The 16,217-nt window shown below is 37.2% G+C and carries 13 protein-coding genes; 8 read left to right on the plus strand and 5 right to left on the minus strand.

Features of this window, described 5'->3' with window-relative positions; translation table 11 throughout:
• Positions 1–59 precede the first annotated feature (59 nt).
• From ABMA70_RS13905 to ABMA70_RS13925, 5 genes are all read left to right on the plus strand, one after another.
• The gene (locus ABMA70_RS13905; protein WP_103218177.1) at positions 60–1,214 is read left to right on the plus strand and encodes a hypothetical protein; all 1,155 of its coding nucleotides are present in this window, start codon (positions 60–62) and stop codon (positions 1,212–1,214) included.
• Positions 1,215–1,286: 72 nt separating this feature from the next.
• A complete protein-coding gene (locus ABMA70_RS13910; RefSeq protein ID WP_103218176.1) occupies positions 1,287–2,252 on the plus strand; it encodes a deoxyhypusine synthase family protein in 966 nt (321 codons plus the stop codon).
• Between the two features lie 160 nt (positions 2,253–2,412).
• Positions 2,413–2,634, plus strand: coding sequence for a hypothetical protein (locus tag ABMA70_RS13915; RefSeq protein WP_199177547.1), 222 nt, complete (start codon positions 2,413–2,415; stop codon positions 2,632–2,634).
• Positions 2,631–3,005 carry a hypothetical protein gene (locus ABMA70_RS13920; protein ID WP_103218174.1) on the plus strand — a complete coding sequence of 125 codons (375 nt, stop codon included), beginning with the start codon at positions 2,631–2,633 and terminating at the stop codon, positions 3,003–3,005. Before ABMA70_RS13915 ends, ABMA70_RS13920 begins: the two co-directional genes overlap by 4 nt.
• Before the next feature lie 18 nt (positions 3,006–3,023).
• Positions 3,024–3,530, plus strand: a complete 507-nt coding sequence (locus tag ABMA70_RS13925; protein ID WP_103218173.1) for an SRPBCC family protein — start codon at positions 3,024–3,026, stop codon at positions 3,528–3,530.
• On the opposite strand, the gene ABMA70_RS13930 is transcribed toward ABMA70_RS13925, so the two are convergent.
• Positions 3,522–4,259, minus strand: coding sequence for a sulfite exporter TauE/SafE family protein (locus ABMA70_RS13930; RefSeq protein ID WP_103218172.1), 738 nt, complete (start codon positions 4,257–4,259; stop codon positions 3,522–3,524). The two genes, ABMA70_RS13925 and ABMA70_RS13930, sit on opposite strands and share 9 nt — an antisense overlap.
• A gap of 106 nt (positions 4,260–4,365) precedes the next feature.
• Between ABMA70_RS13930 and ABMA70_RS13935 the strand changes: the two genes are divergently transcribed.
• A complete protein-coding gene (locus ABMA70_RS13935) occupies positions 4,366–5,232 on the plus strand; it encodes an MBL fold metallo-hydrolase (protein ID WP_103218171.1) in 867 nt (288 codons plus the stop codon).
• A 16-nt stretch (positions 5,233–5,248) separates the two neighbouring features.
• Here the strand turns inward: ABMA70_RS13935 and ABMA70_RS13940 are convergent, their stop codons facing one another.
• Positions 5,249–6,307 carry a CNNM domain-containing protein gene (locus ABMA70_RS13940; protein ID WP_103218170.1) on the minus strand — a complete coding sequence of 353 codons (1,059 nt, stop codon included), beginning with the start codon at positions 6,305–6,307 and terminating at the stop codon, positions 5,249–5,251.
• A 183-nt stretch (positions 6,308–6,490) separates the two neighbouring features.
• Here ABMA70_RS13940 and ABMA70_RS13945 point away from each other — a divergent pair, with 183 nt between their 5' ends.
• Complete coding sequence (locus ABMA70_RS13945) at positions 6,491–6,940, plus strand: CBS domain-containing protein (RefSeq protein WP_103218169.1); 450 nt, start codon at positions 6,491–6,493, stop codon at positions 6,938–6,940.
• A gap of 31 nt (positions 6,941–6,971) precedes the next feature.
• On the opposite strand, the gene ABMA70_RS13950 is transcribed toward ABMA70_RS13945, so the two are convergent.
• Both ABMA70_RS13950 and ABMA70_RS13955 read right to left on the minus strand, forming a co-directional pair.
• Positions 6,972–7,331, minus strand: coding sequence for a hypothetical protein (locus tag ABMA70_RS13950; protein WP_392992645.1), 360 nt, complete (start codon positions 7,329–7,331; stop codon positions 6,972–6,974).
• A 34-nt stretch (positions 7,332–7,365) separates the two neighbouring features.
• Complete coding sequence (locus ABMA70_RS13955) at positions 7,366–7,752, minus strand: hypothetical protein (protein WP_392992642.1); 387 nt, start codon at positions 7,750–7,752, stop codon at positions 7,366–7,368.
• Between the two features lie 99 nt (positions 7,753–7,851).
• Between ABMA70_RS13955 and ABMA70_RS13960 the strand changes: the two genes are divergently transcribed.
• A complete protein-coding gene (locus tag ABMA70_RS13960; protein WP_392992639.1) occupies positions 7,852–8,646 on the plus strand; it encodes a hypothetical protein in 795 nt (264 codons plus the stop codon).
• On the opposite strand, the gene ABMA70_RS13965 is transcribed toward ABMA70_RS13960, so the two are convergent.
• The gene (locus ABMA70_RS13965; protein WP_392992637.1) at positions 8,643–15,896 is read right to left on the minus strand and encodes a tandem-95 repeat protein; all 7,254 of its coding nucleotides are present in this window, start codon (positions 15,894–15,896) and stop codon (positions 8,643–8,645) included. The two genes, ABMA70_RS13960 and ABMA70_RS13965, sit on opposite strands and share 4 nt — an antisense overlap.
• Positions 15,897–16,217: the final 321 nt, after the last annotated feature.

The following is a 16,217-nucleotide window of genomic DNA, read 5'->3' on the forward strand; positions in this document are numbered from 1 at the left end:
ATTAAGTTCATTTTTTATAGGAATAGACTTTATTTACTTAGGGTGATTTAATTTTTCCTATGTATTTCACTAGATTTCTCATACTTATACTTATTTCATTTAATGTATTCTCCTTACCAATTGGTCATGAAGCAGGATTTCTTGGAAATACAACTGCACGTCCTGGTGACATAGGCGCGGCCTTGGTATTTCCATCGGCCACGGCCTACCTCAAACACGATGAGATTAAAATTTATTTTGGCCTCATGTACGCTAGACAAGATATTGATGTAGAGGGAACAGCTGGTAGCGATTTTGAGAGTCAGTTCATTCCTTATTTCACAGGTTTTGCAGGGGACTTCTTTGGCATAACATTCACGAATTTTGTTACCTATAGTGGAACAAATAATGGAACGATCAATTTTAGTACGAATGAATTTAAAGGAAGTGCAGATATTCAGGCCGAAGAAACTGTGCTTGGAATTAGCGCAGCAAAGAAGCTAAATGATAAATTCGCCGTCGGTTTTTCTGGTAGTCTTGATATTCAGTCTTCAAAAACATTTGCTACTTTCTATGGGAATATTGCTGGTAGCGAATATCTTGAAACAGTAAATGATCGAACAAAGTATATTATTATTAACACTCTTTTAAGTGCATCTTATATCGAAAGGAAGCACTTTTTGAGTGCTTCGGTTCTCTTTCCTGGGATCAAATATTCTTCATCAAGTACTCAGGAGAGCTTTTCTCGTGTTGATGCAGATCCGGCCGTATTTAATAGAGTTGTAAGTAAACCGAGTTATAAGAGTAATACGGGATTAAATATTGGCTACAGTTACTTATCATCAGATAGTTGGTCGCCTTCATTTGAAATATTCTATGATATTTCTAAAGATATTATTTCTTTTGATCCGAACCAAGAGCAAAATCGAAATAACTTTTCAGATGATATATGGCTTAAATTTGGATTGAGTACTCCTGAATATACGATGTCTAAATTTTACAAAGGAACAACTTACTCATTTTTATTTGGCCTTCAATACCGTGAGATAGAGAATCGTGTTACGGAAGACTTACCGAGCAGTATCTCTCGAACGTATGAAGCTTCGCTTGGATTTAAGCTTTCCAATCGAAAAGCTAGCCCAATTTTTGGCCTTTACTACCAGAAACAAGACAGTACTTCTGATAATAGTGTGGTAGGGCTCATGTACTCTTCTAATTACAATATTTTTGACTAATTTATGTAGACTTGGATCTATATTGTGGTGTAATAAGTCTCGTTCTATTTAGGCTTTCTCTGGAGAATTATTATGAGCACAATGGCCCAATTTTTTAGCAACAACTATCGTCACTTTAATGCCGCTTCACTTGTTGATGCATCAAAGGCATATGTTGATCATTTAAAGAGTGGGAAGAAGATGATGATCACTCTTGCTGGTGCCATGAGTACGGCCGAACTTGGGGTTTCTCTTGCTGAAATGATCCGCCAAGATAAAGTCCAAATTATCTCTTGTACTGGTGCAAACCTTGAAGAAGATATCATGAACTTAATCGCATATAACCACTACAAGCGTATTCCAAACTACAGAGACCTAAGTCCTGAAGAGGAAGAAGAGCTACTTGCTCAAGGTTTCAACCGCGTAACAGATACATGTATTCCAGAAGAGACTGCATTTAGAAAGTTACAAAAATATCTTTTTGAAGAGTGGTCAAACGCTGCTAAAGCAGGGGAGAGACTTTTTCCTCACGAGTTCCTATATCGAATTCTTCGTCGTGAAGACTTTGCAAAAGAGTTTGAAACAGATGTTGCAAATTCTTGGGTTATGGCCGCTTGTGAAAAGAACCTTCCAATTATCGTTCCAGGTTGGGAAGATTCAACGACAGCAAATATTTTTGCTTCATACTGCTTAACAGGAGAGCTTGAGCCTTCTCTTGTTAAGAATGGTATCGAATATATGATGTTCCTTGCTAAGTGGTACCCTGAAAATTGTGGAGATGGCGGAATCGGCTTCTTCCAAATTGGAGGAGGGATCGCGGGAGACTTCCCAATTTGTGTTGTTCCAATGCTTAACCAAGATATGGAAGATGATGTTCCTCTATGGTCATACTTCTGCCAGATCTCTGATTCGACTACAAGTTATGGTTCGTACTCAGGTGCTGTTCCAAATGAAAAAATCACTTGGGGGAAACTATCTTCAAAGACTCCAAGGTTCATTATCGAATCTGATGCGACAATCGTTGCACCACTTGTTTTCCATTACGTATTGGAAAACTAAGATCATTGCTCTAAGATAGATGGGCATGAGAATACAATTTTTATACAAATTTGGGGCATTCTTTTTAGGATGCCTTTTTTGTTTCCTCTTACATTCACAACTAGGCTGGTCTCCAGTCTTGGCCTCCGCTTCTGTAGGTTTGATTGCAGGTCTCATTCCAATGAGAATGACATTGCAAGCAGCGGTCTATAGTGGAAGCTTTGCAGGAATGTGCTCAAGTGAGTTAGTGACTAATTACTGGGAAATTCTTGGGATCTCTCTCATTGGTGCAATTTTATATTTTTATACTTTAAGAATCTTTCAAGGTTTTGGTGGAAAGCTTGGAACAATTGCCTTTGTTAGCGTTGCTTTATTCTTCTTTATCAAGGGGAGTATTATATGATAACCGCAATTGGAGTTTCTCTTATTGGTGCGCTTTCGACTTTTCATCTGTCTCGTCTAAAGAAGTTTGGGGCCATTAGAGCTTCCGCTCTTTTAACAATAATTGCCTACGCAATTTTATATCTTACAGTTCCTAACTACGAAATGATGGCCGTGATATTCTTTGGTTCTACTTTTGTTGGAATGAGCTGTCCCACAAAAATGCATAATTATACTATTGTCATTGGTTCAGTTTTCTTTGCTCTTTTTTTTCAATACCTTGTTCCGCACCTTAAAGGTTATGGTGGAGCACTTGGAATAAGTGCATTCTTGAGCGTCTTAGTCATCCAATTGGTTTTGTATTTTGGACGTAAACTTGCCAGATTAAGTTAAGATTGCCATCATTTTTATATGAGACAACTTATTCTAATTATAGCAGCAACAATATCTACACTTTCTTATGCACTGGAGACAGTCCAAGTTACTGGCAGTATCGAAATCGATGCACCTATTGAAGAGGTGTTTGAATTTGTAGCGGATCCAATGAATGATCATCATTGGCGAAGTGAAGTTAATGATATGGCCACAAACTCAAGAACATTTGAAGTTGGTAGCACATTTAGAGAAGATGCTTGGATCGGAATTCGTAAAAACTTTATAACAACAACAGAGCTAATTAAATTGAATGCTCCTTATCAGGCATTATTTGAAACTGTTAGATCAAATCCATACTTTTTAAGAAGCAACCGCATGTTTAATGAAAGTGAAAACGGAACTCTTTTTACTTATGTGGTGGACTTTGACCGTCGTATGATTAAAGAGACCTTTGGCTTTAATGCAAAGCCAGAGGTCGTCGTTAAATTATATGGTGTTCTGATGAAGAAATATTTGAAGAAATTAAAAAAGAGATTAGAGTAGTGTTTCTCTAACTATCATAAAGATCCCCATTACAATTAAGAAGTAGCCAAAAATCTTTTTTAATTTATCTTGTGGAAGTTTATGAGTCAGTGCTGATCCAAGTTGTGATCCAACAATGGCAAGAGCTGTAAAGATTGCAATAAATTGGTAATCTAACTCAAGATTAGGAGAGTTGATAATATTTCCTACAAATCCAATGAGAGAGTTAATTGCAATAATTAGCAGAGAAGTTCCAATGGCCTTCTTCATTGGTACGTTAAAAAAGTTTACAAGTGCTGGAACAATTAAGAACCCTCCTCCAACTCCAATGAGACCAGTGACAATCCCGACAACACTCGCTGCCCCAAAAATTGTTAGATTTGATGATGATTTAACCTTGATATTCTTACCATTTTTAAGCATTGAAACTGAGGCCAGTAGCATAATTCCTGCAAAGATATAAAGTTGAACTTGTCCGCTAATGAAAGAAGCGAGATAGGTACCAAGATAAGTGGAAAGCATTGTCATAGCACCAAATTGAAAGGCAAGTTTAACCATAACATTACCATTCTTATGATGTCTTAGTGTCCCCATAAAGCCTGTTAGACCTACAATTGCTAAACTCATTGTAATGGCGATTTTAGGGTCAATTTTTACAATATAGACCAGAATTGGAACCACTAGAATTGAGCCCCCGCCGCCTAAAAGACCAAGAGTTGTTCCTGCAATAAGTGCTAATAGATATGCCATGTTAATTTCCTCCTGAAATCAGTATAGGGGATTAATTTTTCTTAAACCTTGATGGGGGTCAATGTATTTTCCCATAAATTTATTTACTCTATGATAGGAGGAAATTATGGATAATTTAAATATAAAAACATTCTTTGATGAGCAAACTTACACACTAACTTATGTTGTTTATGATGAAGTGACGAAGGATGCTGTGATTATCGATCCAGTTCTTGATTATGATCAGGCATCATCAACTATCACAACAGAGTCAGTTGAAAAGGTTGCTATCTTTGTTAAAGAAGCTGGACTTAAGCCTCACTATATTCTAGAAACTCACGCTCACGCGGATCACCTTACAGGAGCATTAAAGCTCAAGGATTTCTTTCCTGGTGTGAAAGTGGCAATAAACGAGAATATCAAGATTGTTCAAGAAGTATTTGGTGAACGATTTAATATTCTAAAAGAGATTAAACTTGAGGACTTCGATGCTTTCTTAAATGAAGAAGCGCCACTTGTTGCAGGAACTATTGAGATCAAAACGATTTTCACTCCTGGACATACTCCGGCATGTTCTTCATTTGTAATTGGAAATAATGTTTTTACGGGAGATGCTCTTTTTATGCCAGATTATGGTACAGGAAGATGTGACTTTCCTGGTGGGGACGCAAATGCTCTTTATGATTCAATTACAAATAAACTTTACACACTACCAGACGAGACTAATGTCTATACAGGACACGACTATCAGCCAGGTGGAAGGGAGTTAAGGTATAAGAGTACAATCGGTGAGAATAAGAAAACGAATGTGCATCTTAAGGCCGAAACTAGTCGCGAAGAGTTTGTAAAATTTCGCACAAGTCGCGATAAGACGCTTGCTGCTCCAAAACTTCTGCTACCGAGTATACAAGTAAATATTCGTGGCGGGCATATGCCTGCACCTCAGGATAATGGTGTAAGATACCTTCAAATGCCACTAACATTTAAAGATTAAGGTTCATAAGAGGGCACTATAAGTGCTCTCTTTTTTTTTCTTCTGCTAAAATCTCATCTTTTGCCTGACTCTGTAGATCTTCTACTTCATCAAATTCATCCATGATTTCAATCCCAAAGAAGGTCTCAACAATATCTTCAAGTGTGATTACCCCAAGTATTGTGCCGTAATCATCACTAACCATGGCGATATGTTCTTTTTCTCGAATGAAGCGTTTGAAGAGGTTTCGAAGAGGAGTCTGGCGATTAATAATAGCAATGGGCCTGATGATATCTAATTCATAAAGCTTTTTAGCGCTATTGTCTTCGATAATTGACTTGGCAATATCCTCTTTATGGATGTAGCCACTGATGTCGTTAACATTCTCACCATAACATGGGATACGTGTAACAGGTGCCTTTAAATCGTAAACAGATGAGATAGTGTCTTCAATATTAACCATGAAGACCTTGCGTGCGGGAGTCATAACTTCTTCAATCACTTTTCGTGAAGCGAGTAGGGACTCTTTTAAAAACTCACCTTCATCTTTGGCAAGGGCCTTCGTTTGCACACCTAGCTCAATCATTGATTCGACTTCTTCACGACTCATTTTATGCTCAGGATCAGTTTTTAACATCCTCATTAATGTCATTGAAATAAATAGAATCGGCTTAAGGATAAAAATCAGTGGCGGTAGAATCTTTAATAAAAATGGAGTTAAACTTTTCCAATAATGGTGTCCGAGAGACTTTGGAATAATTTCTGAAAGATAGAGAATGGCCAAAGTTAAGACAATAGAAACAGCGGAAAGATAATACTCTAGGTTTGCACCACTTATTCCCATATCTTTAAATATTTGAATCGACTCTGAACCTACACCTGCTGCACCAAGAGTATGGGCAAAAGTATTAAGTGTGAGGATTGCGGAGATGGCCTCATCTTTATTTGAGGCATACTTCTTTAATGCTGAGGCATAGCTACGGTTCTGACGCTGAGACGCTAAGATGAAACTAGGGGTAATTGATAGCAGAACTGCTTCCATGATCGAGCATACAAAGGAGACGCCAATCGAGATGACTATATAAACAATTAGCATTTTTATACTTTAAATTGGCTTTAATTTTGTGTCAAATTAAGTAACGGCCAAAAATGATGCATAATATATATTAATTTTTAGTACCTTATTGTTTTTCTCGGTTTTGGGTACTTGTTCATAATGATAGCTAAGGGGCCAAGTTTAAGTTAAAATAGTGAGGATTAATACAAAATTGAGGTTTATATGAAAGTAACTGAATTTATGACTAAAGATGTAACAACTTGTCGCGATACTCAAACTGTTGCAGATGCAGCAAAAGCAATGCTTGATCTAGGTGTGAGTGTTATGCCAATCTTAGATAGCGCTGACAAATTAGTTGGTATTGTAACTCAATCGGACTTCATCGGTAGAGAAGTAGAAATCCCACATGCTCTTGCTTCTATTAAGAGACTATTTGGAATGGACTATAATCTTGGTGACGTTGAAGATATTTATAAGAAAGCTAAGAATAAGCCTCTTTCAGAGATTATGACAAAGAATGTAACGACTGTTACTTCTGACTACTCTCTAACAGCTGTAGTAGAGCTTATGATGAAAAAACAACTTAAGAGAATTCCTGTTTGTGATGGGGATAAGCTAGTTGGTATTATTACTAGAAAAGATATTTTAAAAGCTTTCGAAAGCGTAAAATAATAAAAAAGGCCTCGTGTGAGGCCTTTCTATTTTATTGCATCTCTGCTGTCATTTCACATTCAACTGAATCTACATAGTACCAGTTAGCTTCTTTTGTATTGTGGTCATAACCATCAAATAGCCAAGACTCAACTGTAATTTCGTAGTGATCAAACATATTTTGATCGTATCTTTGCTTTCCTGTGAAAGTTGATACGAACTTGTAATCTACGATCCCTTGATCAACAACAACTTTTTCTTTCTTTGTTGCTACAAGAGTAAGGTCTTTCATTTCGTTACACTCGTTGATGATTGCATCAACGATTTTGTCGTTGTGACGAGCTTCAAAAGTTGAGTTGATAATTGAAGCTGATGCCGAAAGTGTCATTAGTGCTACTAAAATAAATTTCATTTTTTTTCTCCGTTGTTTATACGTGTATTAATAATTAAAGATTACAATTTCCTTTCACATCAGATAGTAATTGAATGGAAAGCTTCTCTTCGTAACGGCGCCAGTTACTATAATCAGCATCTTCAATTTCGATCTTGATGTCATTAAGGTTATTTCCAATATTATCTAAGTGTGTAAGCTCAATTTTGTAGTAGTAATCAGTAATACCCTGATCAACTTTATCTTTTGTAATTGCAATGTTTTTAATATTAAAGCGCTCTTGTGCTATTCCTAGAGAGCACTTCGTCAGTTCTTTTGAAAGATAATTTCTAATTTCTTTTTGAATCTCAAACTGTCCTGTTAGGATTACTTTTCCACGCTCAACACCGTTTCCAGCATAAGTTGTAAGGCAAATTAGTAGCAGAGCAATTAGCTTTCTCATTAATTATTATCTCCAAATTTTATTAATGAATGAGTTCTATAATTCCGATAATCCATTGAAAAGTATTCTATTAGGCGATAATCGCCTGTCAGGAGATTTATGGTTCACTTTGGTCAAGATTTGGTTAAGATTAGAAAGGCATACGGGCATAAGAGTGCGAAATCATTCTATGAAATGTTGGCGAAGAAGGGATTGGAGTGCAATTATCAATATTTCGTTAAGATTGAAAAGGGGAGTGCATTTCCTTCGTCTGTTATCGTTAATCAAATTGCAAAGTGTTTAAAAACAAAAGATGCAAATGCACTTATTCTGAGCTTTTGTCGTAATCAATTTTCTTCTTTTGATTATTTATTCAAGGAGAGTAACCAGGAAGAGGAGAAGCTGGAAGAAGTTATCTCAAAGGCCAATCAGGGGCAACGCTACCTTTCTGTTATGCAAATAAATACTCTAGCACAAACAAAGTCTCATTACTTCCTATTTCTCATTTTAACTCTTTCAAGAAGTGCTCTCGATATTAGGGAGCTTAAAACATACTCCATTAAAAAGAGTGTTGTTAATGATCTTATCAAGGCCGAAATTGCCTTTGAACAAGATGGCCTAATCTATGCTAGATCAACTGAATTTCGCTTTCCAAAAGAAGAAAGTGAGACAATTAGCAAGGCATATGGGAAGTTTGATGATTGGGATATGGAGTTTGGTAAAAACTTTAAGTTTCAAAATCTAGTGAATAAAATGATGATTCGTAGAATATCACCAAGATATCTTTCTCTTATTAAGAATCAAATTGATTCGATATCAGATATTGTGCGTTTATCAGATGAATCAGATAATCGTTATAATAACGAGGTTCTCCACTTACATATCTCTCTTAATCGAGGGCAGTTACCTGGTTAGTTAAGGAAGTACTCTGCGATACCATGTAAACCATTTTGGTGGAATGGGAAAACGATACGATTTGGTTTTCCATTTGCGGCAGGCTTGTAGAGGATACGATAACCGTGACAAGCGGCCGTTCCTGGAATCGGAAGAACTGTTCGTAAATCACTAACTGTATCCCACTTAATTAGTTCGTAGTCTTCTGTACAGCCATAAATGATGCTTCCTACTTTTACAATAGAACTGAAACTTGTCGCACCGTAGTTAAACGATGAGAAAGAAGTATAGTTATTTGATAAATGTCTAAATGTTTTAGCACCACTTCTATCGTATTCCATTTCAAAAAGTATTTTTCCAGCACTACTATCCCAAGTCGATGCATTCCAGTGTTGTCTAACATTTTTTAAAACACAATTTTCCCCTGGCCCTACTGGACAAGAACCTGCTCCAGCATGGACGCCTCCACCTGTTCCTGCAATAAATTGAGACATTCCATCCGTTGTTGTATAGCGGAAGATCGAGTTATTATTTGCAGTTCCCGACCAAGAGTAGTGTCCAGTTAAAATACCGCCATTGTAGAAACCATTAACAGAAGGGGTATAGTTACCCATATCAATTGTTAAGCCATCTACTGTGGCCGTTGTGGTCCAACTTCCTCCACCGTTTAGACCCATAAAGTGTGACCACTGATTTGTAGCTCTTGAAAGGAGGCAGACGTTATCCCAACGACAAGGGAAGTAGATGTCACCATTGGCCGGATTTGTTGCCATAGAGAAGTTTTGCGACCATCCTCCTGTATCAAGCATTTGTGTTCGTGGGTCAGCACTAATACTAAAAGAGCCGCGAGCAAGAACTCCATTTCCGGCCACTCGAATAACTTGGTTGATTGATTCGTTTGGTTGAACTTCTCGAATGATTCTTTCTTGTGAGTCAACAAGAATGATATTATCTCCAACACCATGGTCAATAAATTGAATATTTCCAAAGCGAGCATCCTGACCGAGTCCATTGTCTCCAAATGACTGTGTTTGTCCATAGAGTGTTTGGACCTTTCCTTGAGCATCAATTACTCTAATCGTATTGGCATCGACAAAGAAGAAGACTCCATCTTTGTTAACGAAGAAGTCTTGTAATCTAATTGGACAACTCGTTGCAAGTGTTCCATCTGGGCAAGTACCATGAATACCATTTCCTAGTTTTGTCGCTTCATAAGAGTTTGTTGTAGGGTTATAACGATTAACTCGTGTAGGGTAACCGATGTGATAACTCCATCCCCATGTACTTCCATCATTCGTAGATCTTCCATACGCATCTACACAAGTTGTATCGTGGCTTGGAATCGCTACACCAGTTGCAACAAATGTAGAAGGGTCAATCTCTTCTCGCATATAGTATGAACAACCATTTAGACCACGGTAGTATTTTGCAAAAAGTGAAGTAACTTCACTCGTATTAACGTCAAAGCCAATTTGATAAGCAGAGATGATTTCTGTATCCATTTCGGCCGTGGCAGAAGTGTTTCCACTAATTGCACTTGTTGGAGGAGAGCTTCCACCAGTACCTGAAATTCGTCTAGATTCTAAACGTGGTGAAGAAAGAGAGCCTTTGTAAATTCTAATTAAGTTATTGTTGCTTACACGATTTGTTTGATCGTTAAACCAAATATCACCATTAGGTAGTGGCTGGAACATTGAATATGAATTACCACGGTTTAAATTGAAATCTCTTGGGTCTAGAATAATATCACTACGATTTGTACCAATCGTTCCATCAGCTTTCATTCCAATAATTGTTTCAATAGTCATGGGGACGACTGTTGTATCTACACGACGAATTGAATTCTCGTCCCAAATCAGGAGGCGATCTTGAAAATCCATTGTGATTTTTTGTACATCTTTTACAGTTGCTTGATCAACAGTTACACCGTCACCAACCTCATCTCCAATTGGGATTAGCTGCTCAAGAACGTTTGTGAAAGGATTGATATAAAGAATACCTCGAACCTTATCGTTGAAGAATATCTTCCCATCACTTGTAACTGCAAGGGAGTATGGTGCTTGTGTTGATTTTGGAAAAAGTTGGGCAGACTTAGCCGATGAGCCAGTTCCTGGGTCAACATTTCCTGCAAGAATTTTAAACTTCGTCGAGTTAAGTGCAACAGATGTTGCTGAGGTATCTTGATTTGCACTATCTGCAGCGGTAACACTTAGCCTAAAATATTGTCCATCAGCAAGAGGGAAAGTCCACTGGTAGCATGCTGTTGCATTGTCATCAAGTGGATTTGTTGCAGAGTTAACTTGCGGGCAATTATTTGCACTATTATTTAGATTTTGTGCAGAGACAATAGGGTGAAACTCGATGTCATCAGTTGTATAATATAGTTTTGTTGTTCCATCTGGAATAGTTTTATTATCGACTGTTCTCCATGAGATATATACAGTATCACCATTATTAAATGTTAGATCAATATCTTCTACTGGACTACTTGGTGAATCAGAATTAGTAACAAAGAACTCCGAGATAACAGGAGCCTGATCTGGAGTATAGTTCATTGTTACAAAGTCTTTACCTAGAGTTGCATCAGGGTTAGATGAAATATTTCCAGCTAGATCTTTTACCCAAACAGATACTTTAAAGTTTGATGGAGCAAAACCTAGAAGGAAGCTATAGTCGCGAACAGGCATAAACGTATTTAGAGTAAGCCCTGGTGAAGGAGCATCCATAGCTTTCCAGCACTCGTCATTAGCGCTTGGCAGAGTTGTATCATTTCCTTTAAGGCAGAAATGAGTAATGACTGTATCGAGGTCTTCTGCATCGAATTCAACGCTTACATACTTAACTGCCGTAGGAGTCGGCGTCGTCGATCCATTAATTTTGAAAGTTGCTGTATGAATGAATGGGGCACCTAAGTCTTCAACGATCCTAAATGAGTTAGAGATCGCTTCGCCTGTCATGCCATTATCATCCGTAAGAGTTACCTTAAAGCGAACATCATTATATAGTGTTCCTGAAGGGACAGTGTAATTATAGCTAAATGGTGTATCAGAGTGAGGGCCATCTGTCGCTACAGAAGTAAGCCCAAGTTGTGTCCATGTAGAACCACCGTTATATGAGACTGAAAAAGTATGATTCTTTGTTGCACTGACAGTGGCCTCTGTTGTTTTCCATTTTATTGCGTAGTTAATTCCCCAAGGAAGTGTCGGAACATTATCAAAAGATAGTGATGGAGCAAGGGAGTCATAAATAAAGTCGATACTGTCGTAAGCTGAAATATTACCCACAGGATCTTTTCCGTAGATACGCAGAGTTCGGTATCCTTGAGTATTTAATACACTTGGGTCATAAGAAATAGCGCCAATGGCCGTCGAACAATTTTGCCAAGCTGTATCAGAAGCTAGTGGTGTTGTCGTTGATTCACTAATTAAAACTTGAGATATATCATCACAGCTAGCTGCAGTTAGAGTCATCGGGTTCGAACTTGTTGACGTACCGGCAGTAAAGTTTACTGGTGTAAGAGATGGTACTGTCGAAGTCTCATCGTTAACAGTAATAGTTAGAGTTGTTTCTGTCGATGACTCTAGTTGACCATCATATACAACGTACTTAATTGTAACTGTTGTATTTGTGTTTACAGGTGCAATATAGTCACATACTAGATCACTTCCATAGCTTATCTGGTCAATACAGTTCGAAAGTGTCCCAACGGCAGGAGCTTGAGTGATCTTATATTGTAGTGAGCTAGTTGCTGTCTCTACATCACTTCCTGGGTCTAAGTTTATTGTGTATAAAGTATTATCTCTAAAAATTAATGAACTATCTGCCGCTGCAACTGGTGCATCATTTAAGGCGTTAACAGTAATGTTAACAGTGGCCGTTGTTGAGTTATATTCTCCATCACTAACTTGGTAAGTAAAATCATCTGAACCATTAAAATTAGAAGAAGGAGTATAAGTACAAGATCGACTAGTACCTTCATCACAAGTTAAGAAACCATTACCGGTAGAAAGAGTGATCGTATAGTTTAGAATATCACCATCAACGTCTGCTCCAGCATTTAGATCAAATGTAATAGGCGTATCTTCATCTGTCGTTATTGACTGTGTCGCTGCTAGAGTTGGGGCGTCGTTAACAGGAGTAATATTAATTGTAACTGTTGTGACAGTTGCTGAATCGGCTACTCCATCATTTGCACGATATGTAAAAGTATCCACGCCGTTATAGTTTAAATTTGGAGAATAGTCACAGTTAAGGTCTCCATCTGCTGCCATACAATTTGTAAGTAGACCATTCGATGGGGGAGTCACAATCGTATATGTTAGAGTGTCTGGATCAACGTCTGTAGCAGCTGCTACACTAAAGTTTATCGGTGTGTCTTCTGGCGTTGTTATACTGAAGTCAGCGGCCATGACCGGAAGGTCATTAATAGCATTTATCGTAATCGTAACAGTTGCTGTCGATGAGTTTATTGTGCCATCATTTACATAATAAGTGAACGTGTCGACTCCGTTATAGTTTAAACTTGGAGTGTAGGTACAACTTCTATTTGTCCCTCCTGTACATGAAAGAATTCCATTACTTGTCGTTGAGGAAACATGATAAGTTAGCGTGTCACCATCTATATCGGAACCAATGTTTAAATCAAATGTAACAGGTATATCTTCATCTGTTGCAACAGCTTGTGTTGTCGGAATGGTTGGAGTGTCATTAATTGAGTTTACTGTGATCGTAACAGTTGTGACTCCTGAGGAATCAGCAGTTCCATCATTTGATTTATATGTAAAACTATCTGTTCCGAAATAATTAGCACTCGGCGTATAGTCACAGTTAAGGTCATTGTTACTTGCTAGACAATTTGTTAGTGCTCCATTAGTAGGAGGTGTAACAATCGTATAAGTAATAGGATCACCATCTGTATCAGATGATGGATTAACATCAAAGTTTACCGGAGTGTCTTCATCAGTTGTAATAGAAAGATTACTTGCGGTAGTTGGGATAACGTTTTCTGAAGTATAGTTTAAATTTACTGACGTAATGTCAGTATCGCACGTCCAAGTCAGTGTCGCAGATTTTGCACCTTTAGTTGTTGGTATTGCTTGTACTTGATATGAACAGCTCTGATTGACACTTAAGTTGTTTGACCCACAGTTGTCATTTATAATTTGGAATTCACTCGCATTTGTTCCTGAAAGCTGTGGGACAGTACAATTCTTTGTAACTCCTGTTCCAGAGTTGGTAATCGTAAATGTTTGGGCCATTGAGATTGAATTATTTGGTACTCCGTTAAAATTGTAACTTGAAGGAGTTGTTGAAAGGAGTGCTTTTTGTAATTCAAAAGTATTCGATTCAATTGTCGAAGTATTTCCTAGAGCATCAGATAAGCTAATTCTAATTTTTGCATTCGTTTGTGCTCGATCAGGCAGTGTGAAACCATGATTAAAGGCATTATTTATTAGCACTCCATCTGCAGAAGGTGTACTCGACGAAATTGTTGTCCAACTTGTTCCATTTGAGTCAAGAAACTCAATTGTATGAGGAAGAATGGCAAGGCCATGTTGCTCTGAAATATTCCAAACGAGATTAAAGTAAGTATCTGCCCTAAGGGCCGCAATACTAGGAATTGTGATTTCTGGAGGTGTCTGATCAATGACAAAATCTATTTCTTTTGGTGAGCTTATTTTTGAATTATGATCAATTGCCCATAAGTAGAGTTTTCTCGACCCATCTCCAGTAGTAATTATTTTTATGATATTTTGAAAATTCTCATCCGTACAATCTATATTAAACTCTGGAGCTGTTGGTGCAGATGAGCTCTCTGTTATTGCAAGTTTTGAAAAGGTTTCACAATTTGTCATTAGACCTGGAGATATCTCAGTTCCTGTTAAAACCTCAAGGTTTATTGCTAGATTATTCGTCGGATTATTTTGAGAGGCTGCAAGTTGTATTGACGGTGCTGTAACAGGGGAGGTATCAGTAAAGGTCGTTCCAATTGTTGCATCTGGGTATTTCCATGAAAATTCATGATATGGTATGTCTGCATTTCCTCGAATTACATTTCCAGATCCATCGCTTTTACCTATAAAGAGAGAAATAATAAATTCATCACTATGGTTTGCTGATGGTGTGTAAGACCAGCTTGCAGACTTTGACATCAATACTGGTGCCGATGGTGTTTTCAAATCTTCTAAATACCACTCATATGCTATTTCATAATTCACAGACCAATGGTCATATGCTTGGATTGTAAAGAGGTAGCTTTTCTTCTCCTCAAGTGACTGAGGAACTGTTATTTCTTTAATATCAGGTAGTGAGTTCTCAAGAATTGTATGGGCATCACTAAATGAATTATCAAATGTATCACTTATCGTTGTGTTGCTTTGTAGTTTTGAATATGTCTCACTAAGATTATCATCTGCATTTATTTGTTGCTCTAATTCACTAATCATTAAAGAAACTGTATGATTGTTAATCGTATTTACTTCATCTTTTAATTTCGTTTTAACGACCTGTGAAATAATAGTCGAAGCTTGGGTAATATTTTGAGGATCAGTGAAACTCGTTACAATTCTTTCAAAAACATAATTACAGCCAGAAGTTCTAAGAAAGTATTTTGTTGGGGCCAGCATATCAAGGCTTAGATCAAATGGGTCAAATTCAAATAGTGTCTCTTCTTCTACTGCATTTCCTGAAAGAGGATTGTCTGCAAGAGGCGTCATTGTTGCTAAGTCAAAGAGTTCAACTTTTGCATCACTACAGTTTATATCAATTGGCGCCGCATATGCCTTCGAAATAAGAGAGATTGATGTGGTCTTAAAGTACTCTTTAAGAGGTGGGATTGTTCCATAGATATTAGGTCTTTTTGGAATATAAGAACTGCCACTTCCTTTTTTACTTTCTGTCGTCTCTTCTTGTTGAGCTACTTGCTCTTCTTGTACTTTTAGTCCACCAGTTGAGAATATATTCTCATTATTATCTTGCTGCTCATTTCTATTCTCTTTAGATGGTGACTCGCTAAAGTATTCCATTGATTGTTCATAGTAATCAGGTGAGGTGATTAGTGGAGTTGCATTTGCTACCTTAGAAAAGTTTCTGGCCACCTGTGCAGAAACTTTTGAGACTCGAGCATCTTGTTCGTAGTTGTCATATGAATTTGAATTATTTGGTGTTGTTGCCTCTGAAGCAATTCCTCTTCTATATCGACTTTTGAAACTTTCAGATTTTGACTTTTTTGACTTATTTGTAATGCCATTTTTTTTATAGTTTTTTAACAAGTGTTTATTTTGAATTTTATTACTAGAATATTCTTTCTTTTGATTTTCTGAAAAAATAAAAACATAACACACTATAATTGCGAGTGATAATATAAGTAGCTTTGGATTGAATATCAGCTGGCCTATTTTTTTCATATCGCTGTCTAAATTCCCCCAGATAATTTTATTTACTTAAGTGTCACTAAAATTTATCGGAATTTTTAACTTTTTATTAAGTTATCATGACTTCAATAGTCTATTTACTATCTGTGTAAGTACTTAAAAACTGGTTGAAGATGTTTTTAGTAGAAATAAGTAAGTGATAAAAATAGTTTGCGATGG

Source organism: Halobacteriovorax sp. XZX-3, assembly GCF_043196495.1.
Taxonomy (GTDB): Bacteria; Bdellovibrionota; Bacteriovoracia; order Bacteriovoracales; family Bacteriovoracaceae; genus Halobacteriovorax_A.